Origin of the sequence: Streptomyces sp. 184, from assembly GCF_045781775.1 — a bacterium.
Classification (GTDB): domain Bacteria; phylum Actinomycetota; class Actinomycetes; order Streptomycetales; family Streptomycetaceae; genus Streptomyces.
Genome location: NZ_CP123230.1, coordinates 2,919,768 through 2,942,434, shown reverse-complemented (window position 1 = coordinate 2,942,434; position 22,667 = coordinate 2,919,768). Strand labels below are relative to the sequence as shown.

Here is a 22,667-nt window from a genome sequence, read left to right as displayed (position 1 = left end):
GGCGGCGACGGGATTGAGCCTGCGGGCGTCGAGCCGGCCACCGCTGGTGACGTGCGGGCGGGCCTCGTCGAGGTCCTCGACGATCTCGGCGAAGCGCTGCCCGGCCACCGCCTCAGCGAGCGCCTGCCGCGTGGGGAAGTGCCGGTAGACGGTGCCCACGCCCGCCGCCCTGGCCACGTCCGCCATCTGCGCCTGGTTGCCGGACTCAGCGAACAGCTCGCCCGCCGCCTACCGCACGACACCCAGCCGCGCGGGCAGGTCGGCACCGACCTCCTCGCCTTCGGCGAGGAGCTTGTCGAACGCGGCCGGTCCGACGGCACGCTGCGCGCCGACACCAAGGTCCGGTCAGCGTGCGCCGGTAGCGTCGAGCAGTTCGTCAGGCGCCACCGGGACACGGCCCGTCAGGCGCAGGACCTCGCCGGAGACCGACTCCCAGCGGCCCTCGCGAACGGTCGTGAGCATCGTGGCGTACGCGTACATCCACCACGGGTCCTCGCCCGCCGCCGCCATCGCGCGTACGTAGTCCGCCGGGTCGATGTCCGTGTACGTGGCGCCGGCGAGCGCGGCGAGATCGCCGAGGTCGTACGCGGCGGGGCCGGTGATGTCATGGTGCACGCCGGTCGGGGCGCCCAGGGCGAGGGCGGCGAGGCAGCGGCCCACGTCGGTGCGCGACACCAGCGACACCCGCCCGTCCGCCGCGGGCACCTCGATCCGGTCGCCGCTGCGGGCGGCCGCGAGCAGGCCGGCGAAGAACTCGGTGAAGATCGACGCTCTGGCGACGGACCAGGCGCAGCCGCTGCCCGCGAGAAGACGTTCGGTGTGGCCGTTGGTGACGCCGTAGCAGAACGGCGAGGTGACGTCGGCGTCGAGCCCGCTGAGGGCGACGATGTGGGCGACTCCGCTGCGGGCGGCGGCGGTGACGACGTTCTCGTGGTGCAGGAGCACCTTCGCCGCGTCGCCGTCTCCGGAGATGAAGACCAGCGTGTCGACTCCGCGCAGGGCGGCGCGCAGCGAGTCCAGGTCGGCGTAGTCCGCGTACGCCGTGTCGACTCCGCGCAGTGTCGGCCCACGGCGGGACAGCGCCACCACGCGATGGCCCCCCTCGGCCGCCGCCAGCAGCCGCACCACCTGGCCGCCGACCGTCCCACCCGCCCCGGTCACCGCAATTCTCACCAATGCTCCCTCCAGCAGTGCTCACCCGCCATGGGCAATACGCTATTTCATGAAGAACGCGAGCTCGTTGTCGGGTGAGGAAGAGCCGGAGCCGTCGGCGAGCACTGCGCCTTGTGCTGCGGAGGAAACTCCGAAGATGCGGGGGTCTGGGTGCGGTAGGAATGGCCGAGTTCCGCACCGAGTCCGAAGTAGTGGCGGAAATTGTAGATGAGCGGGCTCCACGCGGCGGGATCGACGTGGTCGGTGCCGGAAAGCACGATACGGGGATCGGCATGGACCTTCCGCACGACCGCCTCGACGATGATGAATCCTCCCGAGAGATCCGGCTGCACACGCTCGGCACGAGCCTCGAACTGAAGCGGGCACTCGGCCACCCGAGGCGGCCGGACCGTGTGGGAAGGCTCGCCGTGCAGGCCGGCCGCGGCGAACTTGTCCGGCTCGAAGCGGCAGCCCTTCGCCTTGGTCCGGGGCACCGGATTCCGGCCGGTCAGCGGCGCCAGCCGCTCCACCGCGGACCACAGCGCGGGCGCAGGAAGACTGATCACCAGGTCAGGCCGGGCGGCCAGGTTCCGCGCGGTCTGCCCCTCGCGGCCCAGGCCGAGCACGACGGTCCGGCCGAGCGCCCAGGCAGAGGACATGGGAGCGAGGTTGAAGGAGCCGTCCTGGTTCTCTGTCGACAGGAGCACCACCGGAGTCCCGAAGTACAGGATGCTCGGCTCGATCGCCATGCGAGCGGCGGTTGCCCGGGCGGGTAGAGCGCCCTGAGGTGCGGGGTTCATGGTACGGAGGCTAGAAGCCGGACGTTTCGGCGGTCACCGAAGTGCCGCGGGTAATAATCGAGCACATGAACCCTCGGCCCACGCACACTGCCGGCCCGGACCTGGCCTTGGTGGCCGGTCTTCTGGCCGATGGCACGCGTGCGGGCTTCTGCCTGGCCCTGCTCGACGGCCGCGCGTGGACGGCAACCGAACTGGCCCGCCACGGCGAAGTCGCCGCCTCCACCACGACCGAGCACTTGAACGCGCTCGTACGCGCAGGTCTGATCGCCGAGGAGCGGCAGGGCCGCCACCGCTACGTACGACTGGCCGATCCCCATGTCGCCGAGCTGATCGAGAACCTGGCCGCGCTGGCACCCGTTCGCCACGATCCGCCCCGCTCCCTGTCGGCGTCCGGTCGCCGCCGGGCCCTCGCCCATGCCCGCACGTGTTACGACCACCTCGCCGGCGCCGTCGGTGTCGCGATCACGGAGGCGATGACCGAGCGAGGTCTGCTCGGTTGGGAGCACGGACTCCGCCTGACCACCGACGGCAACACCTGGCTCGCGGAACTCGGCATCGCGCCCCCGGCCACCACTAGACGCCCGTTGGTGCGGTCATGCCTGGACTGGACCGAACGCCGCCCGCACCTGGCGGGAGCCGTCGGTGCCGCGCTGTGCCATTACGCGCTGACCACCGGATGGATCACCCGGATCGGCACCACGCGGGCGGTGGCCGTCACAGCCGCCGGCCGGCGTGCGCTCCACGATCACCTCGGCCTGCCCGACGGTCTTCTTTCGCAGGCATGAGCAGTACGAGAGACCGCCGATCCCGACGGATCGTGTGCAGCGGGCCGGACTCCGCCGAATCGGTCCGACACCGCGAGCTGTCACACGGCCGGCCCGGGCCGTGTCAGGAGTGCAGCGGCGACGGATCTTCGCCTATGAGATGAGGCCACGCACACCACGAGCCCCTTTGATGGCCCCGGGACGTCGACAAGCACCGGAGGATACGTGTCCCTGTTCGTCGTGGTGGGTGCCGGCGGTACCGGGACCGCCACCGTCCTCATGCTCACCGAAGCGGGCCACCGCTTACGGCTGGTCACCCGGCGGGGGCCGGCCCCGACCGTGCCGGAGTCGAACGGGCCGCGTGGGGCAGTCCCTGGCACGCCCCCGCCGAACCGGCCGTTTCCGTACGCGATCTGGCCACCCACCTCGGCGCAAGCAGCCGGTGTGTCGGCCCCGAAGCTCGGCCGCACACCGGGCTGGATGCTCGCCCTCGGAGGGCTGTTCAACCCCCGGGTCACGGAACTGCCCGAGGCGCAGCACCAGTTCCGGTAGCCCTTCCGACTCGACTCCTCCGCACCGAACGGATCGATCTTCGAACTCAGACCCACACCCCTGACCGTGACACCGAAGGAAATGCCGGCGAACTCTCCGGTCGCCGACTGACCGCGCAACTACAGCCCTGCCCGCCGACTCCTGGGAGTTGCCCCGTGACTGCCGACAAGTACGTCATCGTGCCCATCGGGTGGGTCGAATCGCCGCTGGTGGACCCGGGCCTCGCCCCCCGCCAGAGCGACGAGGGCGCCCCCGCGGCCTGGCTGGTCTTCGAGCCATCCGTCGCGGAGGCGCTGCACGACCTGGAAGCGGGCTGCGATGCCCTTCTCCTGACCTGGTTCGACCGCGCCCACCGCGACGTACTCACCGTCCACCCCCGCGGTGACACCACCCGCCCGCCCCAGGGCGTCTTCACCACCCGCTCCCCGCACCGCCCGAACCCCATCGGACTGCACCGGGTGGAGATCGCCGGGATCGACGGCCTGCGCGTACGGGTACGCAACCTGGAGGCGCTCGACGGGACACCGATCGTGGATGTGAAGCCCGTGCTGGGCCCGGTGGCCGAGCGGTGATCCGCTGTTATCCGTACAGATCCGCCGAACGGGCTAGTAGGGCGTGGCCGATCGGGCCTCACCGAGCGCGGCCACCGCGGTCTCGATGTCGTGCGCACGCGTACGGTGGCTCGTGATGCAGAGCCGGATCGCGGACCGGCCATTGAGCCGTACGAGGCTGATCCACGCCTGACCACCGCGTACTACATGGGCGACAACCGCGGCGTGCCATTGCCCGCTTGGCCCGGGGCCCATCGCCTCGGCGGCGGGGTCGGCGACGCACACCACCGGCAGCGGCGTGTCGTTCATGCGCCGCCAGCCGTCCCCGGCCAGCCGCCGGGCAAGCAGCGCCCCCAGGTCGGTGTCGCGCTCCATTTGCCGTGCAAAGGCGTCCCGGCCCGCCGCGGCCAAGGCCAGGAACACCTTCAGCCCAGCGAAGCGACGAGACCACTGCACGCTCGTGAGGTACGGGTCCGGTGCCGCATCGCTGTCCGGGGGCATGTACGCGGTGCTCACCCGGAAGCTGTCGGCCAGGGCGTCGGGATGCCGGGTGAGGAAGATACCCGCACCCATCGGGGCGGACAGCCACTTGTGCGCGTCCACGGTGACGCTGTCGGCGTGCTCCACGCCGTCGAGTAGCGGGCGCAGCCGGTCCGATAGCGCCACCGCGCCGGCCCAGGCCCCGTCGACATGGAAGTGCAGGCCCCAGGCGCCCGCAAGCCGTGCCAGCTCCGGCAAGGGGTCCACCGCACCGCCGCCGGTGGTGCCCGCGGTGCCGACGAGCAGGAACGGCACCCGGCCCGCGGCGACATCCTCGTCGCGCATCTCCCGCAGCCGCGCCAGGTCCAATCGGCCGGCAGCGTCTGCCGGAACGAGGCGTACCGCGCTCCGGCCGAGACCCGTCATGTGCGCGATCTTCAGCCAGGCGAGGTGGCTCTCCGCCGAGGCGTAGAGCACCGGCCGGCCCGGCAGGCCGGCGAGGCCGGTGTCCGGATAGGTGGTGAAGCGGCGGGTCAGCGCCAGGACGACGGCGGTGAGGTTGGCCTCGGCGCCGCCGGTGGTGAAGCTGCCGTCCGCGCCGGGCGGCAGGCCCAGGCGGGCGGCGAGGAAGCGCAGCACGTGCCGCTCGATCTCGACGGCGGCCGGGGCGTGTCCGTAGGCGGCGAGCTGCGGGTTGACGCCGGCGGCGACCAGTTCGCCGGCGACACCCCACCACGTGGGCGTGGGAACGAACAGGCCGAGGTAGCGCGGATGCGTGGCGTGCACTCCCCAGCGCCGCAGCGCCTCGGTCACCTCCGTCAGCAGCTCGCCCGCCGGGCGTGGCCCCGCGAAGTCGTGGCCGGCCAGCCAGTCGCGGATCCGGTCAGTGTCCGGTTCGGCGGGTGCCACCGGGCCGTCGGCCACCGCCTCCGCGTGCCGCGCGATCAGCTCGACGGCCTCGGCGAGCAGTCGGGCCCCCGCCTCGGTGCCCAGATCCAGCGGACCGGGAGCTCGCAGTGCGCTGGACGGCTCCGCGGTGATCTCCTCCATGCTCCTATCCTGGGTCTGCCGCTGTCCGGCCTACAGGGCCAAAGGTGACGCAGTCCACCGGACCAAATTGACACGAGCCGGTGGCGTGAGGGGACAGCGCCAGACAAGCTCGACACCTGCTGCCTTGCCGACCGGTGAGGTGAGCATGCGCAACGCCGTAGCGTGAAGATTTGGCGGGGGCTAGTACTCCAGCCGGATTTCGCTGTCTGACCTGGTCTTTCGCCGGGTGGCGGGAGTGTAGCGGAGCTTCGATCGTGCGGGCGGTCTCAGGGAGACCGCCTTCGATCGTGCGAAATGGCCGCAGGTAGTGACAGCGGCGGGGCAGCCCCCGAGGGGGACCACCGAGTATGCCGCCGTGCAGTGGGACCTTGAACTGGACGATCTCTTCGTGACCATCGGACACCGCTCCGGCCGTGTGGAGCTTAGCCGCCGCATGCGTGAATACGTACGCGGGCTGCTCGCCCCGGTGACCCGCAAGAACAGCTGGCAGCTGGCCGAGAAGGCCACGCCACCCCCAACGGCCTGCAGCACCTCCTCGCCGGTGCGAAGTGGCAGCCCGATGACATCCGTGACGACCTGCAGCAATACATCGCCGACAAGCTCGGCGAATGCGACGGTGTCCTGGTCATCGATGACACCGGCTTCATCAAGAAGAGCACCACCTCCGCCGGGGTCCAGCGGCAGTACTCCGGCACCGCCGGCCGGACCGAGAACTGCCAGATCGGCGTCTTCGCCGCCTACGCCTGCGCCCGCGGCCGGGCCCTGGTCGATCGCGATCTCTACCTCCCCAAGTCCAGGCCCGCGAACAGGGACGCTACCTCGGCGGCCGGCCGCCCTAGGGCTACCGGCTCGCCGATGCCGGGCCGCATCCGAACCGGGCCTGGGCACGCCGGGGCGCCCGCGCGCAGCGCCTGGAGGCCGATCCCACCACCGCGCCGGTCGTCTCCTGGATGTTGGCCCAACGCCGCACGGGCAAGAGCGCCGCGCGTATCGCCCGCGCCCTCAACGACACCGCAATCCCCTGCCCCTCGGCGGCCGACCCGGACCACAACCCGCACCGCAGCGGCGGCCGCTGGACGCTCACCGCGGTCAGCGCGATCCTCGCCAACCCCCGCTACACCGGCCGGCAGGTCTGGAACCGCCAGCGCACCGACCACGAACTCCTCGACCCCGCCAACACCGCCCTCGGACACCGCGACATCGCCCGCTGGAACCCACCACAGGACTGGATCATCTCCCGCCACCAAGCGCATCCCGCTCTGGTGAGCGAGGCCGACTTCGTCGCCGTCCAGGGCATGCGGGCCACCGCCACCGCGCCGGGGCGCACCTACCTGCTCGCCGGGCTGCTGCACTGCGGGGTGTGCGGGCGGCGAATGGACTCCTGCTGGTCCCACGACCGCCCGGCCTACCGCTGCCGGCATGGCCGCACCAGCGTGGCGAATGACTCGGTGATCTCCTCCTGCCGGTAGCGGTGCTCGGGCAGGACGCCGCGCACGCTGAGGACGCGCGTGGTCATGCTGGCTCCCGGGTCAGGTCGGTCGGCGGTGTGGGGGCGAGAAGCGCCCGGCCGAGGCCGAGCGCGACGGTGGGAGTGAGCCGGCCCCGGGCGAGGCCGAGCTCCACGAGGTCGTCGAACACACGCTGGTCGGCGGCCGAGGCGCGCAGCCCGGCCTCGATGATGCGCGCGCTGCGGGCGAGCCGGGCGGCAAGGGCGGTGTGGCGCAGGTGGGGCAGCAGGATCCGGCGGACGGTACGGGCGTGCCGCTCACCCGCCCGTTGGGGTCGTCCGTCGGACAGGGCTGCGGCCGCGGCGCGACCGGCCGCGATCCCGGTGGCCACGGCGTAGTAGATGCCCTCGCCGGTCAGCGGGTTGACCAGGCCGGCGGCGTCACCCGCGAGCAGCACGCGGCCGGTCAGGGGGCGCCGGCGTGCCGTCGAGAACGGCAGGTGGTGCCCGATCCAGTCCTGCCCGTTCTCGGCCGCGCCGGGCAGGAGTGCGTCCAGGCGTTCGAGCAACTGGGCGCGGGTCGGCGCCCTCCGGTCCGCGCAGAGGATCTCGCCGTACCCGACGTTCGCGTGGCCGTCTCCGCGGTCGAAGGACCAGGCGTACGCCGGCAGAGGGCAGGTGTCGAACTCGATGACCTGCGCGCCACGCCGCCCGGGGGCGACCGGGGCGTAACCGCGCAGTGCCAGGGCCGCCGGACCGCGGGGCCGGCCGAGCGCGCGCCGGACGGCCGAGAGGGCGCCGTCGGCGCCGACGACGACCGCGGCGGAGATCTCCTCGTCCAGAACCACCGCGTCGGTCTGCTGCCGCAGCTCACGTACCCGGTGCCGCAGGAGCCGGGCACCTGCGGCGATCGCGGCGTCGACCAGTCGGGCGTCGAGAACCCGGCGCGGTACCACCCACGCCGGGCGTTCCATCCGCCGCTCGACGGCCAGGCCGCCCCGGCCGAGGCGGAGGCGCTCGACGGGGACCTGGTCGTCGACGAGCCCGGTGACGCCCACCTCGGCCAGAAGGTCGAGGACGTGCGGGGCCACCCCGTCACCACAGGCTTTGTCCCGCGGGAAGTCCGCCCGGTCCAGAAGGGCGACGCGCAGGCTCGCGTCGGCGCGCAGGGCGCCCACGGCAGCGGCGGCGCCGGCCGGTCCTGCACCGACCACCGCGAGGTCCCAGTGAGCGGGTGCCGGCGCCATCAGCCGGCCACGAGCAGCACGACGTCGAGCAGGGCGACGGCCAACGCGGCCCGGAAGGGGGTGCGCCCCCGGGCGACCAGCGTGAGCACCGCGAGGACGAGCACCAGTGCAAGGATCGCCCCCGCCCATGCCGGGGGGGTACCGGCGGGACCGACCACGGCGAGCAGCGAGGCGGCGGGCAGCAACACGGCGGCCAGGATGCGGGAGAGGCGTCCGCCGAGCCGGTGCGGCAGGCTGTGGACGCCCGTGCGTGCGTCGTCGGCGAGGTCGGGCAGCGCGTTGAGCAGATGTGCCCCGACACCCAGCGCGGCCCCGGCACCGGTCATCCACAGCGGTGCCCAGACCGGGGCGGGGCCGGCGAGGGTGACGATCGACGGCAGCGCCCCGAAGGCACTGGCGTAGGGCACCCAGGACCACAGGGTGGCTTTGAGCCCGAGGTTGTAGACGTGGCCCGCGCCGGTGCCGAGGACGACGTTGACCAGCGCGCTGCGCCAGCCGCAGAGCGCGGACAGCAGGAGGAAGGCGAGCGCGGCCGCGACCGTGGCACGCACCGCCCAGCGGACCGGGAGGGCTCCGGTGGCCAGGGGCTTGTCGGCGCGGCCGACGGCACGGTCGCGAGGGAGGTCGCGCAGATCGTTGCCCCAGCCGATCGTCAACTGGCCGGTCAGCACCGCTCCGGTGACGACGGCGGCGTCGAGCGGATGCAGGTCCGCGCGGAGCGCGAGCAGTCCCGCGATGGCGGTGACCGCCAGGGCCGGCCCGCCGTGGGCGGCGGCGAGCAGCGCCACCACGCGCGACGGTCCGGGGCGCGCCGGAGCGGCATGGATGGTCACGGGAGTCGCCGCACCGTGACCGGACCGCGGTGGCCGGCGCCGCCGGGCGCGCCGCGCACGGTGCGCGGGCGCCACACGGGCGTCCCGCCGGACGCAGCCCTCCTCATGCCCCCGACCACCTCGGCGAGCGCGCCATGGCAGGCATCGGTGCTGAGATCCACCGAGCGCCGGTCGGCACCACGGCCGTCGGGACCCTCGGGCATCCGCCGGACCGGGTCTGCGGGGTCGTGTGTGCCCTCGGCACACAGACGTTGCACGACGACGGAACCGGTGTTCCCGGTCGCCTCGGTTGTCACGACGCGCATGCAGATCGGATGCCCCACCGCTCCTCCGCTCACACGAAACGTTCCGGCATCCGGCGGACATCGGCGTCACGCGGCTGGTGTCCCGGGCATCGTACGCGTCCTCCGCCCCTCTCCCGGGGACGCCGCGAGCGTCGGCCGGCACCCCGCGCGCCGGCGCGCACGAGCCTCGACCACTAGGCTCTCCCATGGAGCCCGGGGGCGGAGCGCATCTACACGGCGTCAGCCCGGCCGGTAGGTTCACCAGGAGCCGGGCGGCCCGCCGCGTGTCTCGGCGGGCCGCCCGGGTGCGCAGGTTTGCGCCGGGTCAACGGCCTAGGCTGCGCGGCCGATCTCGCTGCGGGCGGCGGCACGCCTGATGTCGCGGGCTTCCTGCCTGGTGATCACGCTGTCGTCCGTGAGCTGAGTAATCACCTCCCGTACGTGCCTGCGGAACTCGCCGTGACTGCTCCACGGCTGTTCTTCCCATATGCGATCGTTGATCGTGCATCCGCCGCCGACGTCGTGGTTCGTCACCCCGCTGTCGACATCGCCGACGACTACGGTCGCCCGCTGATCGGGACTGGCACACTCCCCGGGGCCGACAACGTCCGCCTCTGCGAACTCCATCCAGTTGACCCGTACCTGACCGTCCGGGAAGACGAGGTGCAGCGGGAACGTCCCCTCTGCCGGGGCCAGGTCGAACGTGACGTTCTGCCAGGTCGCGGCGTTCTCGGCCAGCGTGACTGTGGCGTCATTGCCCTGTCCGGAGGAGTCGACGGCGGTGCTGCCGCCGTCCTCGTCGAACCGGTACCAGGCGACGTCGCCGCCGCCGACGTCGCCGCCGGGGCCGGCGGTCAGCGACTCGATCTCTCCCGGCGTCAGGGCGCGGTCGAAGATGTTGAAGTCGTCGACAGCGCCGTTGAGCAGTGGGTCGGCCGTCCACTGCGAGTCGCCGATCCAGTTCTGCTCCGTCTGGCCCAGATCCGCCGGGGTGAGCGTGATGTTGTCGTTGGTCCCGAGCGGCTCTCCGTTCAGGTACAGCGTTCCCGTCGTGCCCGACAGCGTGACCGCGACGTGCTGCCAGCCGTCGGTGGGCAACGGCTGCGAGCCCTCGATCTGCTGCTCGCCGGAGCCTGTCGTGATGGCGAACCTCAGGTTGCCGGTGCCGCCGGCGCTCGGGGTGAGGAACATGTTGTTGTCGGTGCCGGAGCCGAAGTCGAAGATCCGGGCCCACGTCTGGTCGCCGGACCAGTTGACCCACGCGGAGACGGTGAAGTCCTCGACGCCCTCGACGATGCCCTGGGGCAGCTCCACCCTCTCCAGCTGGCCGGATCCGTTGAGCTGGACGGCACTGCCGAAGCCCTCCGGACCGCCGGTCCGCGGCACCTCGACGCTGCCCTCGATCTGCGCGCTGCCCAGCAGCTCGCCGTCGGGTGCGCCCCGCCGTACCTCGACCGTGGCGTCCCCGGTCGCCGCGGCACGAAGCGTCATACCGCCGACGCCGTCGAGGTTGTACGGGTCGTACGACGCCCATGCGCCGTCCCCGGCGGTGATGGCCTCACCGCCGCCGGTCTCCTCGTCGTTCGCGCCGCTGACGCTGACCTTCGACGAGTCGCTGAAGTGCTCGACCTCCTTGCGCTTCTGCTGCAGGAAGTGCGTCTCGCCGCCGGTCAGCGCCGGTGCGCCGGCCTCACCACCGAGGTCGGTATAGCTGGCCGTCACCGTCAGCGCGATGTCCGCGGCTTCTCCGTGATCCGCGTCGGTCTGGGTGGCGAGCACGCCCTCGCAGCCGTTCTGCACCTCGCCCGGATGCACGTGCGCGTTACCGCCCTCGTCGTGGTAAAGACCCTGTTGGACGGTCACGCGCTCGCAGTCGATCGCGTCGCCGGAGCCTTCCTCGGCGTCCGCCACCGAGACTCTGAAGGGGATCTCGTCGCCCCAGTCGAAGACCTGGCCGTTGTGCGGGAGTTCGATGGTCACCTCCGGCCGGGTGTTCCCCGCAGTGATGGTGACGTTGGAGCTACTGGAACGGCCCGACGGGTCGCTGACCGTGAGTTGCGCGGTGTACTCGCCGGGCTCGGTGTAGGTGTGGGTCGGGTCGGGTTCGTCCGACGTCGTACCGTCACCGAGGTCCCACGCGTACGTCAGCTCGTCCCCGTCCGGGTCGTGGCTGCCCTCGCTGGAGAACGCGACGTCCAGCGGAGCGGGCCCGGAGTCCTTGTCGACCGCGGCCTTCGCGACCGGGGTCCGGGCACCCTTGGTATAGTTGATCTTGTAGAGGCCGGAGTCCGGGTTGACGTTCGCCCCGCCGTAGTTGAAGTCCATGCCCCACTCGATCAGGTACATCGCCCCGTCCGGCCCGAACTCCATGTCGTGCGGGCTGCGGAAGAGGGTGTTCGGCATGAACCGCTCGAAGCTCTTGTAGTCGCCGTTCTCGTCCAGTCGGAGCGCGCCGATCCACTTGCGCGACCACTCCATGACGAAGACGGCGTCGTCGTAGTACTCGGGGAACTGCCCGTCACCCAGCAGTTCGGGGTCGTGGTGGTACACGTCGCCGGCGTACGCGGAGCGTCCGCCGCCCTCGGGAAGCTCCGGGAACTGCGGCGACGGGCCGTACGGGTAGTAGATGAACGCGTCCTTGGCCGGTGGGACGGTTTCCAGGCCGGTGTTGAACGGGGACTTGTTGGCCGGGCCGTTCTCGCAGTCGAAGGACGCTCCCGGGGTGCCGGCGGCGAAGTCCCATTCGCGGTACGCCTGGTTGTCGGCGATGCAGTACGGCCAGCCGTAGTTGCCCGGCTCGCGGATCTGGTTCCACTCGTCGTAGCCGCGCGGGCCGCGGTCGGGGTTGTCACTGCCGGCGTCGGGGCCGACCTCGCCGGCGTAGACCCAGCCGGTCTCGTCGTCGACGGCGATACGGAACGGGTTGCGGTGGCCCATCGTGTAGATCTCGGGCCGCGTCTTCTCGGTGCCCGGCGGGAAGAGGTTTCCTTCCGGGACCGCATAGGTGCCGTCGTCCTCGGGTGTGATCCGGAGGATCTTGCCGCGTAGGTCGTTGGTGTTGCCGGAGGTGCGTCGCGCGTCGTAGGAGTGCTTGGCGTCCTCGCTGGTCTGCTCGTCGTGGACGCGCCCGTCGATCGGTGCGAAGCCGTCCGAGGCGAAGTGCGCGGTGTCGTCGCCGGTGGAGATGAAGAGGTTGCCGTCGGGGCCGAACCTCATGGAGCCGGCGGAGTGGCAGCACACCTCCCGCTGGTGCGGGATCTCCAGCAGGACCTTCTCGGATTCCATGTCCAGGGTGTCGCCGTCGGCGGTGAATCTGGAGACGTGCTGCACCTCTGGCGAGGGTGCGCTGTAGAAGAGGTAGACCCACTGGCTGGTCTCGAAGTCGGGATCGAGGGCGATGCCCAGCAGCCCATTCTCGTTGCCGCGGTGGACCGGGATCTGCGCGGCCGTCTTCACGGCGCCGGTCTCGGGGTCGTAGACCTTCACCGCGCCGCCCAGCTCGACGTAGAAGACGCGCCCGTCGGGCGCGACGGCCAGCTCCATCGGGTTGGCGGTGTTGTCGTCCAGCGCGACCTTCTCGAAGGAGGACTCCGTGGGGGTCCCCTCGCGGGGCTCGCCGCAGTCGCCCTCGGCGGTGCCCGCCGCCCACTGGATGCCGCCGAGGATGTGCTGGCGCAACTGCGGCTCGTCGTAGTGCTCCGGGCTGTGGCCCAGCGCGGTGTACCAGGTCCGGCCGCCGTCGTAGTTGGAGCACCAGGCGATCGGGTGATCGTCGCCCATGGCGTCCGGTCCCGGGTTGTACGTCGACTCGTCCAGCGTGGCGAGGACGTGGACCTTCTCGCGCGGGTTGGCGGTGAAGTTGTACCACTCGTCCTGGCGGACCCATTCGGCCGGCAGCCCGGCGGTCGACGGATGTGCGGGGTCTTCGATCCGTACGGTCGCCTCCTGGAACTGGTCGGCGCCGGAAGGATGGCTCTTGAAGAACGCGCCGCCCATGAGATCGGACCACCAGGGCCAGTCCGTCTTGTCCATGTTCGATGACGAATGCAGCCCGATGAATCCTCCGCCGCGCTGGATGTAGCGCTCGAAGGCGTGCCGCTGTTCGGTATCGAGGGTGCTCTCGCCGTCGGTGAAGAAGGCGATGGCCTCGTACTCCGCCAGCCCTTCGTCGGTGAAGACCGCGGCGTCCTGGGTCTCGGTCACCGTGAATCCGTTGTCCTGGCCCAGTTGCTCGACGGCCGCGAGGGCAGACGGGATCGAGTCGTGCCGGAAGCCCGTCGTCTTGTGGAAGAACAGCACGTCGTATTCCTGCTCGGCGTCCTGCGCGGCGCTGGTGGCCATTCCCGGGAGAAATGAGACCAGAACAGCCACGACCACCGCGAAAAGGGTGAATCGATGACGTTTTCGCATAGTCCTCTCCGTCACTTTGTTGCGAGTCCAGACCGAAGAAATAAAGGGGTACGAAGGTGCCCGGATCACAGCCCGGCGAGGAAGGACAGTCCGTCGACGGCGATCACGTCCTGGCTCGGCGCCAGCGGGCGCCAGATCGAGGCGGCCGTCGCGATCGTCTCGTTGTCCCCGGTGAACGACTCGATCACCAGCGGCCCCCGGTACCCGGCCTCGTCGAGAGCGGTGAGGATGCCCGGCCAGTCGAGGTGGTCGGCCCCCGGGGCACCCCGGTCGTTCGCACAGACCTGGACGTGGGCGATCCGGTCCCCGGCCCGCCGGACGGCCGCCGGGATGTCCTGCTCCTCGATGTTCATGTGGTAGACGTCCAGGGCGATGCCGCAGCCTTCGGGCGGCAGGCCGGCCAGCGCGTCGAGCGCCTGGTCGACGGTGTTGAGGACGCTCGTCTCGTAGCGGTTGAGGGGTTCGACCGCCACGGTGACGCCGGCGCCCCGCGCGTGCTCCACCACGGGAGCGAGGTTGTCCCGCAGCTGCTCGTAGCAGGCGCGGCGCTCCGCGTCGGCCATCCGCCAGGTACGTCCCACGGACGCGTAGACCGGCCCCGCGACCACCGGCGAGGACACCGCGGCCGCCGTGTCGACCACCTGCTGCAGGAAGTACTGCGTGCGGGCCAGCGTCGCGCGGTCGGTCGACACCAGCTCGCGGCCCAGACCCATGGCCACCACGACGGTCGCCGACAGGCCGAGGGAGTCGAGCAGCTTCGCCGTTCGGCCGGGGTCCCAGTCGCCGACGTTCTCCACCGGCAGCTCGACCACGTCGAAGCCCCACTCCCGGATGCGTGGCGCCAGTTCGGCCAGCCGCCCGTCGGTCAGGGGCGAGGTCCACACCCAGGTGTTGACCCCGAACGTCCTCGTCGTCGCTTTCATCGGTCCTCCCATCGCGTTGCCCTTCGTCCTCCGCACGGTCCGGGCCCGACGTCTCACCGAAGCGCCCGGTCGGCGCCGCCGACTCCGAGGTACCTGCTCTGCAGGTCCGGTCGGCCGAGCAGTTCGTCGCCGGCGAACTCGGCCTCCAGTCGGCCGGACACCATGACGAGCTGGCGCTTCGCCATCCGGACCGCGGCGCGCAGGTTCTGCTCGACGACGAGTACGGCCACCCCTTCGTCGACCAGGCGGTGCACGACGTCGACGAGCACGTCGACGATGGTCGGGGCCAGCCCCTCGGACGGCTCGTCCATGACGATCAGGTGCGCGTTCAGCAGCAGCGCCCGCCCGACGGCGAGCATCTGCTGCTCGCCGCCCGAGAGTGCGCCCCCGCCGTGCTTCTTACGCTCGGCCAGACGCGGGAACAGCTCGTAGACCGCCTCGGGGGTCCACCGCTTGGCACGCGTGCGGCGGGCCAGCATGGCCAGGTGCTCGTCGACGGTGAGCGAGGGGAACAGCCGGCGGCCCTGCGGGACGTAGGCGATACCGGCACCTGCGATCTTCTCCGGCGTCCGGCCGTCGATCCGCTCGCCCCGCAGCCGGATCGCCCCGCCCGACGGCGGCAGGAAACCGACAAGCGTGTCGCAGAGCGTGGTCTTCCCCATGCCGTTGCGGCCGACGATCCCGACCGCCTCGACCCCCATGCTGAAGTCGAGATCTTCCAGGACGACGGAGGCGCCGTAGCCGGCCCGCAGCCGGCGGACTTCGAGCAGGGGTGCGGTGCTCATGCCGGTGCCTCCGTACCGAGGTAGATCCGATGGACCTGGGGATCGCCGCGGACCTGGTCGGGGGTGCCGGCCGTGACCTGCTCGCCGTCGGCCATCACCACCACCCGCTGGGCGATGCGGAATGCCACGTCCATGTCATGCTCGATGAGCAGCAGGGTCAGCTCCTCGTCGAACGACTCCAGCAGCTCGACGAGCCGTTCACGCTCGCCCCGCGACAGGCCGGACGCCGGCTCGTCGAGCAGCATCACGTCCGGCCTCGTGGCGATTGCCATACCGAGTTCCAGCTGGCGCTGCTGCCCGTGGGACAGCTCCCCGGCCGCGGCGTCGAGCTGCCCGGACAGCCACACCCGGTCCGCCACCCCGGCGGCCTCGTCGCCCATCCGCCGGTCGGCGGACGAACGCCACAGCGCGCGGTGCCGGCCCCGCACCCCGGCGAGCGCGAGGTAGATGTTCTCCCGCACCGTGAGACCGGCCAGGGCCCGCGCCTTCTGGTACGTCCGGGCGACGCCGAGGCGCGGCCGGTAGCGCGACGGCCGGTGGACGCATTCGACGCCCTTGATGACGACGGAGCCGCTGGTCGGCGTGACCCCACCGGCGATCACGTTGAACAGCGTGGTCTTACCGGCTCCGTTGGGCCCGAGGATCGCCAGCCGCTCGCCCCGCGCGACGGCGAGGTCGATTCCGCGCAGGGCGAGCAGGCCGCCGAACGCCACCGTGACCGCGCGTACCTGGACGACGGGCGCCCAGCCGGCGGGCTCGGATGGCGTCGTATGGGTGTGGGCCATGACCGGGACCTCCTATCTCTGCGGGACGCCGTTGACGACGGGGATGGCCTTGCCCTCCCAGGGCAGGTCCCGCTTCTCGCACTTCGGGAAGTCCCGGCCGGGTGACGGGGTGTCCGGGCTGAACGTGCCGCCGAAGGTCTGGTCGACGCCGGGGACGACGGCCACGCTCTCCTGTACGACCTCGTCGGAGTCGTTGACGGCGAGGCGCGAGAGCCCGACGTCGACGATGCCGCTGCGGTTCTCGTCCAGGCTGATGTCGCCGTGCGGCAGGTCGAGGGTGAGGCCGGCGATGGCGGCCTGGAACGCCTTGGGGTCGGAGATGTCGCCGTCGACCGCCTTGAGCCCCTCGACCAGTGCCACGCCGGCCGTGTAGTACCCGTAGAAGAAGCCGAAGGCCGCGGCGGTGGACGGCGGGGCGGGTTCGTTGCCGCTCAGCGATCCCGGGATCGTCTCCCACGTCTCGTCGGCGGCGGCCAGGTACTCCTTGATCTCCGGGGTCTGGATGTCGCCCGGCAGCGTGGCGAAGCCGCCGATGTGCGCGCCGGCGATGTCGGTGCCGAGCGCCTGGGCGAGGTCCGGGTTGAAGAAGAAGTTGCCCGCGTGCTCGTCGCCGGTCAGGTCGCCCTTGGCGTTGACGAACGCCTCCAGCGCGGCCTGCGTACCGGTGCCGCCCACGGCCCAGAAGTAGCCGTCCACCTCGTCCCGGTCCGGCAGCTGCGCGATGTAGGAGGAGTAGTCGGTGGTGCCCAGGGGCGGGAACACCCGGTGGGTGATCTCGCCGCCGACGCCGCAGAAGTCGGCGACGAAGCCGGCCGCCGAGGTGTGGCCGAAGCTGTAGTCGTCGGCGATGACCGCGACCTTGCGCCAGCCCTTCTCGTTGTACAGCAGGTCGCCGAGGCCGGCGTTCCAGATCGCGCCGTCACCGTAGAACCGGAAGTAGTTCGGCGCCTGGACCTGCAGGGTCTGCTCCTGCGAGCCGGAGATGCCGGCGAGCACCGTGAGGTCGGGCTTGCCCTTCGCATACTCGGCGATGGCGATGCCCTCGTCGCCGGAGAGCGGGCCGATGATGACGTTGGCCCCCTGCTGCTCCACCAGGCGGCGCACCTCCTGGAGGATGCGGTCGGCGGTGTCGTCGCCGCAGCCGATGCCGACGAGTTCGATCGGGGTGCCCGCGACCTCCGCGTCACTGAAGCCCTTCAATGCGCTGGTGGACGAGTTCGGGCTCGCGCCGGCGTACCGGGCGAAGGCGAGCGTCGTGCCCGCGACCACGTCCTCGTGGAATCCGCCGAACGGGCCCTCGCACTGGCCCAGGATCCCCAGCCGGACGCCGTCGCCCTTCGCGGAGAACCCGGCCGACTGCTCGTCGGCGGGCAGCCCGGAGGAGCCGCCGTCCCCGCTGCATCCCGCGGCCGTCAGTGCCAGGCTCGCCACCACGGAGAGTGTCAGTGCCACTGGTCGTCTGAGTGCGCTCATGATCGTGTTACTCCCAGTTCCTTCTCGGTCGTGCGAACGGGCGGCGCTTCTCCGGTGGACGTGTCCGTCCCGGTTCGGGTGGGTGGCCGGGTACGGCGACGCAGTCGCCGGGCGATCCCGGTGAGCCCCTCGGGAGAGAGCATCATGATCACCAGGACGATCACTCCGATCACGGTGTTGAACCGTGCTTCGGTGATGCCGATCCGGTCGATCAGCGGCAGATCGCGCAGGTAGGTGAAGATCAGTACGTAGACGAAGGCGCCCAGCCAGGCGCCCTCGAAGGACGAGATGCCGCCGATCACCGCGATGATCAGCAGGATCAGGGTGGGTCCGATCGCGATCGACGCGGGATCGATCTGGCCGTTCCACCACACGTTCAGCAGCCCGGCCGCCCCGGCCGTGAACCCGGCCAGGGTGAAGGCCAGCGCCCGGTGCAGCGGCACGTTGAACCCCAGCGACGCCATCCGGACCGGATCGTCGCGGATGCCCTGCAGCGCCAGCCCGAACGCGGTCCGCCCGACCGCCCGGAGGCCGAGGTACGCCAGCACCGAGAGCCCGAGCCCTGTGTAGTACAGCCGCACCGGCGGACCCAGGAGGTCCGGCCGCTGGATGCTGGTGAGGCCGCCCGGCCCGGAGATCTCGACGATCTGGGCGAACACGTAGTAGCCGATGACGGCGTAGACCATCGTGAGCATCAGGAAGTAGAGCCCGGTGCTGCGGCTGGCGAGTGCGCCGAGGACTAACGCCGCCGCGGTGGTCACCACGAGGGCGAACGCGACCGCCGTCCAGGGATGCCAGCCGAGGTTCAGCCCGCGGGCCCCGGTCTCCTGGGCCGCGTTGCCGAACATGAAGCCGGCGACGCCGAACAGCAGGAACTGGGCGAGGGAGACCATGCCCCCGTACTTGGCGAGGAACACGATGGTCGCCGCCGCCAGGCCCAGGATGAGCGTCTGCGTCATGACGAAGTTGACGAAGTACGCCGTCGCCAGATTCGGCAGGATCAGCAGGACGACGACCAGAGCGGCGCCGAGAAGGTTGCTCCTGGTGAGCAGGCCACGTGTGGTCATGCCGGTCTCCCGAACAGTCCGTAGGGCCGGATCGCCAGGACCAGCGCCAGCAGGACGAAGGTCATGATGATCGCGTAGTAGGAGTACTGACTCGGCAGGTAGGCGGGCGAGAACGCGACGACGGTGCCGTACAGCAGCGAGCCGGCCGCGGCGCCCCGGAGCGAGCCGAGGCCGCCGATGATGACGACGACGAGTGAGTTCAGCAGCCAGTTGCCGTCGGTGCCGGGCGCGGCTCCGGCGAAGGAAGCCCCGAGCACGCCGCCCACGCCCGCCAGAAACGAGCCGACGAAGAAGGTGATCGCGAAGACCAGCTTGATGTTGATGCCGAGTCCGCGCACCATCTCGCGGTCGTCCACGCCGGCCCGGATCACCATCCCCATGCCCGTCCTGGTCAGCCAGAGCCACAGCAGCACGCCGACCAGCACGGCCACGCCGAGGATGAACACGCGTGTGACGGGGTAGCGCTCGCCCTGGACGGAGAAGAAGTGCGTGATCGCACCGGGCCACACCATCGTCTGGGCCAGCCCGCCGAACTCGCGCAGCATCTGGTCGGCCAGGACGACCGTGAGGGCGAGCGTCATCAGCGCCTGACGCAGCTCCTGGCCCTCGTTCCAATGCAGGAAGAGCTGCTGGATCGCCAGGCCGGCCACGGCCGCGACGCCGGCGCCGGCCAGCATCGGCACCACCCACTCCAGCGGGCCGACGTGCCCCGGTTCGATGTTGCGGGACTGGCCGACCATCGCCTCCTGCACCCGGATGGCGATGTACGCGGCCAGCAGGAACAGCGAGCCGTGCGCCATGTTCACGGTGCGCATCAGCCCGAAGATCAGGGTGAAGCCGGACGCCGCGACGAAAAGCAGCCCGGCGAACGTGACCGCGTCGAGCACGGTGACGAGGAACTTGCCCGGGTCCTCCGTCGCGGGTCCGGCCGGAGTGTCGTCGGCGAGGAACGCCACCCATGCGGCAACGGCGGTGACGGCCATGGCGACGGCCCAGACCGGAAGCCTGCGAAGGGCCCCGCGCAGGCGCATTGCGGGATCCACCGCCCTGCCTCGCGGGTTCGTGTTCTCGGGGACACCGCCCGCGCGGGTACGGGCATTCCCCTTATCGGCATCGTCGTGTTCTGCCTGTGGTGGATCGATCCGGGCAGGCTTCATCCATTCCTCCCGTTTTCGGTACGGTGAAGCGGCGCGTGTTCCGGTTCACCCGGGGTCGACGGAATTCCCCTGCTCGCGGAGTTCCTGGTAGTCGGGGATCAGCACCTGCGCTCCCCCGCCCATGGCCGATGCGTGCGCGCAGATGCCCACCGACGTCCAGTTCGCCGCGGTGACCTCATCGATCGCGGATGCACGATCCTCGACGATGCTCCGGATGAACTCGTGTGCCAGATGCGGATGTGACCCGCCGTGGCCGCCGCCCTGAACGAAGGAGAGGTGCTCGTTCTCGTCGTCGTAGACGCCGCGGGTCGTGAACGGAGCGATCTGAGACGGCAATCGGTGAGCGAAGTCCGGGATCTCGATGCTCTTCGGGACCTCCCCGGTGTGCAGCACATGCCCGGAGCCCTGAGTCTGTTCCCATTCGAAGCTCGCCCGGCTCCCGAACACCGTGAAGCTTTCGACGTATTCACGTGCCGTCTCGAAAAGCGAACGAGCGATCTCGGCACCGACGGGCGAGCCGCGGAGGGTGATCAGGGCGCTTTCGACCGCGAACGGCGAACCGTACTTGTCCGCGAGACGGGGGGAGATTCGGCCGGAGCCGATACACACGACGCTCTCCGCCAGCGCACCGGCGAGACTCAGCACCGGACTCACCGCGTGCGTCGCGTAATGCATGGGCGGCAGGCCCTCCCAGTACCCGGGCCAGCCCGCCATTTCCTGGTAATGGGCGCCGCGCAGGAACTGGACCCGGCCTATCGTGCCGTTCTCCACGAGATCGCGGACGTGCAGGAACTCGCGGGAGTAGACGACCGTTTCCATCATCATGTACGTCCTGCCCGATTCCCGGACGGCGGCGACGATCTCCCGGCATTCGTCGAGCGTCGTGGCCATCGGCACCGTGCACGCGACGTGTTTCCCGGCACGGAGGGCCGACACGGTGTGCTCGGCGTGGCTGGGAATCGGGGTGTTGATGTGGACGGCGTCGATGGCGGGGTCCTGCATCATCTCGTCATAGCTGGTGAAACGGCCCGGGACACCGAAGTGATCGGCGACCTCGGCCAGTGTCGACTCGGTGCGTTGGCAGACGGCCACCAACTCGGCATCGGGATGGGCCTGATAGATGGGGATGAACTCAGCACCGAACCCGAGTCCGGCAATCGCCACCCGTACTCTCTGCGTCATCGTTGACCTCCCATGGCCGTGTAGATTACGGACGGCGGCGGAGACCAAGCCATGCGTTATCCCGCAGGCTGCCTTAGAATTTTTACATGCCCGCCCGACAGACACGTCATGTGGCGCTGCTGGTCGAAACCTCGAACGCCTACGCCCGCGGCGTGCTGGTGGGCGTGAAGAAGTACGTCGAAGCCCACCCGGGCTGGTCGATGTATCTCGCAGAACACAGCCGCCACGAGACCGACTTCTCGTGGCTCGAAGACTGGCACGGCCACGGCGTGCTGGCGCGTATCGAGAGCGCCGAGACTGCTTCGTTCATCCGGCGGCTCGGCCTGCCCACGGTCGATCTCAGTGCGGCACGGCTCGTGCCCGAACTGCCCGGCGTCGAGACCGACGACGCCACGATCGCGCGGTGGGCCCTCCAGCACTTCGAGGAACGGGGCCTGCGGCACTTCGCCTACTGCGGCGACGAACGCTTCGGATGGTCGGTCAAGCGCGGCGCCTGGTTCGCGGAGCATGTGCGCGAACGCGGCTCGGTCTCGCGGGAGTTCCGGATGCAGCCCTCGGGGATGCGCGCTGCCGACCGCGAGCTGCTCGCGGCCTGGCTCACGGATCTCCCCAAACCGGTCGGGGTCTTCGCCTGTTATGACATCGCCGGCCAAGAGGTGCTGGAAGCCTGCAAAACCGCAGACCTCGCGGTGCCCGACTCGGTCGCCGTCATCGGTGTCGACAACGACGAACTCATCGGCAGCCTCACCACGCCCCCGCTGTCGAGCATTGAGCCCGACACGACGCGGACGGGATACCTCGCCGCCGAACTCCTGGACCGCATCATGCAGGGCCACTCCCTCGAACCGGGCCTGCGCCTGATCGAACCGACCCGGCTTGTCGCCCGGCAGTCCTCGGACATCCTCGCCGTGGATGATCCCCTTGTCGCCGAGGCCCTGCGGTTCATCCGCGACCATTCGGATCAGAATCTCGCGGTAACCGCCGTGCTCCGGCACGTCGGGCTCTCCAGACGAGCGCTCGACCACCGGTTCCTTCGGAATCTGGGCCGGACGGTCCACGGCGAGATCGTGCGCGTCCGGGTGGCACACATCGCCGAACTGCTGTCCTCGACCGACTGGACGCTCCAGCAGATCGCGGAACGACTCGGCTTCAGCCATTCCGAGTACATGAGCGTCGTGTTCAAAAAGCGCACCGGCAAATCACCGGGCCAGTACCGCCGGTCAGTGAACGGATCCGTCGCACGTCAGGTCTTCTGGAGCGACTAGACGCGCGAGTCGATGACGAGAACAGCGCGCCCGCGCCGCGCACGACCGGTCTCCGCCCGGTCTATCCACGCCGGCCCCGGTCACTCGGTGCTGTGGGCAGGCACACGCGCATGGTGGCGGGGCCGCAGCCGCAGCGCCATGGCACCCGCGGGCGCGTCCACCACCCGGATCGTCACCAGTCCTTCCGCCGGGTCTGCCGTCTCCACCTCCACGGCCACCGTCCGTCCGTCGCCCAGCTCGCACGCGATCCGGCCGCTCGCGTACCGCAGCACCGTCAGCTCCCGCCGCCCGGCCGTGGCCAGGTAGGTGTGTCAGGCGGCCAGGGTGCGGGCGACGTTGGTGGGGCAGCACGAGACGTCGAACCAGGGCGCCCGGGTGCCGCCCTCGGCGCGCGGGCTGACCTCGCCCTCGGCGGCGGAGCCGGGGTCCTCGCCCGTCGCGCGGTGCTGGAGCGGGCTGG

At 70.8% G+C, this 22,667-nt stretch carries 18 protein-coding genes and 2 pseudogenes; 5 read left to right on the top strand and 15 right to left on the bottom strand.

Features of this window, described 5'->3' with window-relative positions:
* Nucleotides 1-117: 117 nt before the first annotated feature.
* From QBL21_RS12555 to QBL21_RS12545, 3 genes and pseudogenes are all read right to left on the bottom strand, one after another.
* Nucleotides 118-216: pseudogene (locus tag QBL21_RS12555) on the bottom strand (TetR family transcriptional regulator); the annotation flags it as partial.
* 129 nt (nt 217-345) lie between these two features.
* A complete protein-coding gene (locus QBL21_RS12550; protein ID WP_407562230.1) occupies nt 346-1,173 on the bottom strand; it encodes an NAD(P)H-binding protein in 828 nt (275 codons plus the stop codon).
* A 47-nt stretch (nt 1,174-1,220) separates the two neighbouring features.
* Nucleotides 1,221-1,901: a flavin reductase family protein gene (locus QBL21_RS12545; protein ID WP_407562229.1), complete on the bottom strand. Its 681-nt coding sequence runs from the start codon at nt 1,899-1,901 to the stop codon at nt 1,221-1,223.
* Between the two features lie 116 nt (nt 1,902-2,017).
* Here QBL21_RS12545 and QBL21_RS12540 point away from each other — a divergent pair, with 116 nt between their 5' ends.
* Together QBL21_RS12540 and tsaA are read left to right on the top strand one after the other, a co-directional pair.
* A complete protein-coding gene (locus tag QBL21_RS12540; RefSeq protein WP_407562228.1) occupies nt 2,018-2,737 on the top strand; it encodes an ArsR/SmtB family transcription factor in 720 nt (239 codons plus the stop codon).
* A 686-nt stretch (nt 2,738-3,423) separates the two neighbouring features.
* On the top strand, nt 3,424-3,840 hold the full coding sequence (tsaA, locus tag QBL21_RS12535; protein WP_407562227.1) for a tRNA (N6-threonylcarbamoyladenosine(37)-N6)-methyltransferase TrmO: 417 nt from the start codon (nt 3,424-3,426) through the stop codon (nt 3,838-3,840).
* A gap of 33 nt (nt 3,841-3,873) precedes the next feature.
* Here tsaA and QBL21_RS12530 read toward each other — a convergent pair whose 3' ends face one another.
* Nucleotides 3,874-5,349: a pyridoxal phosphate-dependent decarboxylase family protein gene (locus QBL21_RS12530; RefSeq protein ID WP_407562226.1), complete on the bottom strand. Its 1,476-nt coding sequence runs from the start codon at nt 5,347-5,349 to the stop codon at nt 3,874-3,876.
* Between the two features lie 441 nt (nt 5,350-5,790).
* On the opposite strand from QBL21_RS12530, the pseudogene QBL21_RS12525 reads away from it, so the two are divergent.
* Together QBL21_RS12525 and QBL21_RS12520 are read left to right on the top strand one after the other, a co-directional pair.
* Nucleotides 5,791-6,135 (top strand): annotated as a pseudogene (locus tag QBL21_RS12525) (transposase); the annotation flags it as partial.
* Nucleotides 6,136-6,260: 125 nt separating this feature from the next.
* The gene (locus tag QBL21_RS12520; protein WP_407566403.1) at nt 6,261-6,818 is read left to right on the top strand and encodes a recombinase family protein; all 558 of its coding nucleotides are present in this window, start codon (nt 6,261-6,263) and stop codon (nt 6,816-6,818) included.
* A gap of 43 nt (nt 6,819-6,861) precedes the next feature.
* Here the strand turns inward: QBL21_RS12520 and QBL21_RS12515 are convergent, their stop codons facing one another.
* The 10 genes from QBL21_RS12515 to QBL21_RS12470 form a co-directional block, all read right to left on the bottom strand.
* Nucleotides 6,862-8,010 carry a geranylgeranyl reductase family protein gene (locus tag QBL21_RS12515; RefSeq protein ID WP_407562225.1) on the bottom strand — a complete coding sequence of 383 codons (1,149 nt, stop codon included), beginning with the start codon at nt 8,008-8,010 and terminating at the stop codon, nt 6,862-6,864.
* Between the two features lie 32 nt (nt 8,011-8,042).
* On the bottom strand, nt 8,043-8,876 hold the full coding sequence (locus QBL21_RS12510) for a UbiA family prenyltransferase (protein ID WP_407562224.1): 834 nt from the start codon (nt 8,874-8,876) through the stop codon (nt 8,043-8,045).
* A 617-nt stretch (nt 8,877-9,493) separates the two neighbouring features.
* Complete coding sequence (locus QBL21_RS12505; protein WP_407562223.1) at nt 9,494-13,501, bottom strand: ThuA domain-containing protein; 4,008 nt, start codon at nt 13,499-13,501, stop codon at nt 9,494-9,496.
* 134 nt (nt 13,502-13,635) lie between these two features.
* Nucleotides 13,636-14,493: a sugar phosphate isomerase/epimerase family protein gene (locus QBL21_RS12500; protein ID WP_407562222.1), complete on the bottom strand. Its 858-nt coding sequence runs from the start codon at nt 14,491-14,493 to the stop codon at nt 13,636-13,638.
* A 53-nt stretch (nt 14,494-14,546) separates the two neighbouring features.
* A complete protein-coding gene (locus QBL21_RS12495; RefSeq protein ID WP_407562221.1) occupies nt 14,547-15,278 on the bottom strand; it encodes an ABC transporter ATP-binding protein in 732 nt (243 codons plus the stop codon).
* The gene (locus tag QBL21_RS12490) at nt 15,275-16,063 is read right to left on the bottom strand and encodes an ABC transporter ATP-binding protein (RefSeq protein WP_407562220.1); all 789 of its coding nucleotides are present in this window, start codon (nt 16,061-16,063) and stop codon (nt 15,275-15,277) included. The genes QBL21_RS12495 and QBL21_RS12490 overlap by 4 nt, the downstream gene beginning before the upstream one ends.
* A gap of 12 nt (nt 16,064-16,075) precedes the next feature.
* A complete protein-coding gene (locus tag QBL21_RS12485) occupies nt 16,076-17,494 on the bottom strand; it encodes an ABC transporter substrate-binding protein (protein ID WP_407562219.1) in 1,419 nt (472 codons plus the stop codon).
* 38 nt (nt 17,495-17,532) lie between these two features.
* Complete coding sequence (locus QBL21_RS12480) at nt 17,533-18,603, bottom strand: branched-chain amino acid ABC transporter permease (RefSeq protein WP_407562218.1); 1,071 nt, start codon at nt 18,601-18,603, stop codon at nt 17,533-17,535.
* Nucleotides 18,600-19,634, bottom strand: a complete 1,035-nt coding sequence (locus QBL21_RS12475) for a branched-chain amino acid ABC transporter permease (protein ID WP_407562217.1) — start codon at nt 19,632-19,634, stop codon at nt 18,600-18,602. The genes QBL21_RS12480 and QBL21_RS12475 overlap by 4 nt, the downstream gene beginning before the upstream one ends.
* A gap of 171 nt (nt 19,635-19,805) precedes the next feature.
* Nucleotides 19,806-20,942 (bottom strand): Gfo/Idh/MocA family protein, encoded by a 1,137-nt coding sequence (locus QBL21_RS12470; RefSeq protein WP_407562216.1) that lies wholly within the window; start codon nt 20,940-20,942, stop codon nt 19,806-19,808.
* Nucleotides 20,943-21,028: 86 nt separating this feature from the next.
* Here QBL21_RS12470 and QBL21_RS12465 point away from each other — a divergent pair, with 86 nt between their 5' ends.
* Nucleotides 21,029-22,207 (top strand): substrate-binding domain-containing protein, encoded by a 1,179-nt coding sequence (locus tag QBL21_RS12465; RefSeq protein WP_407562215.1) that lies wholly within the window; start codon nt 21,029-21,031, stop codon nt 22,205-22,207.
* Nucleotides 22,208-22,287: 80 nt separating this feature from the next.
* On the opposite strand, the gene QBL21_RS12460 is transcribed toward QBL21_RS12465, so the two are convergent.
* Entirely contained in the window at nt 22,288-22,479 is a 192-nt protein-coding gene (locus QBL21_RS12460; RefSeq protein ID WP_407562214.1) for a hypothetical protein, read from the bottom strand.
* Nucleotides 22,480-22,667: the final 188 nt, after the last annotated feature.

Bases quoted from the DNA above. Each gene is read 5' to 3' on its own strand.
- QBL21_RS12475 (WP_407562217.1), bottom strand. From the start codon at position 19,634: ATGCGCCTGCGCGGGGCCCTTCGCAGGCTTCCGGTCTGGGCCGTCGCC.
- QBL21_RS12470 (WP_407562216.1), bottom strand. From the start codon at position 20,942: ATGACGCAGAGAGTACGGGTGGCGATTGCCGGACTCGGGTTCGGTGCT.
- QBL21_RS12540 (WP_407562228.1), top strand. From the start codon at position 2,018: ATGAACCCTCGGCCCACGCACACTGCCGGCCCGGACCTGGCCTTGGTG.
- QBL21_RS12530 (WP_407562226.1), bottom strand. From the start codon at position 5,349: ATGGAGGAGATCACCGCGGAGCCGTCCAGCGCACTGCGAGCTCCCGGT.
- QBL21_RS12480 (WP_407562218.1), bottom strand. From the start codon at position 18,603: ATGACCACACGTGGCCTGCTCACCAGGAGCAACCTTCTCGGCGCCGCT.
- QBL21_RS12495 (WP_407562221.1), bottom strand. From the start codon at position 15,278: ATGAGCACCGCACCCCTGCTCGAAGTCCGCCGGCTGCGGGCCGGCTAC.
- QBL21_RS12545 (WP_407562229.1), bottom strand. From the start codon at position 1,901: ATGGCGATCGAGCCGAGCATCCTGTACTTCGGGACTCCGGTGGTGCTC.
- QBL21_RS12490 (WP_407562220.1), bottom strand. From the start codon at position 16,063: ATGGCCCACACCCATACGACGCCATCCGAGCCCGCCGGCTGGGCGCCC.
- QBL21_RS12500 (WP_407562222.1), bottom strand. From the start codon at position 14,493: ATGAAAGCGACGACGAGGACGTTCGGGGTCAACACCTGGGTGTGGACC.
- QBL21_RS12505 (WP_407562223.1), bottom strand. From the start codon at position 13,501: ATGGCCACCAGCGCCGCGCAGGACGCCGAGCAGGAATACGACGTGCTG.
- QBL21_RS12465 (WP_407562215.1), top strand. From the start codon at position 21,029: ATGCCCGCCCGACAGACACGTCATGTGGCGCTGCTGGTCGAAACCTCG.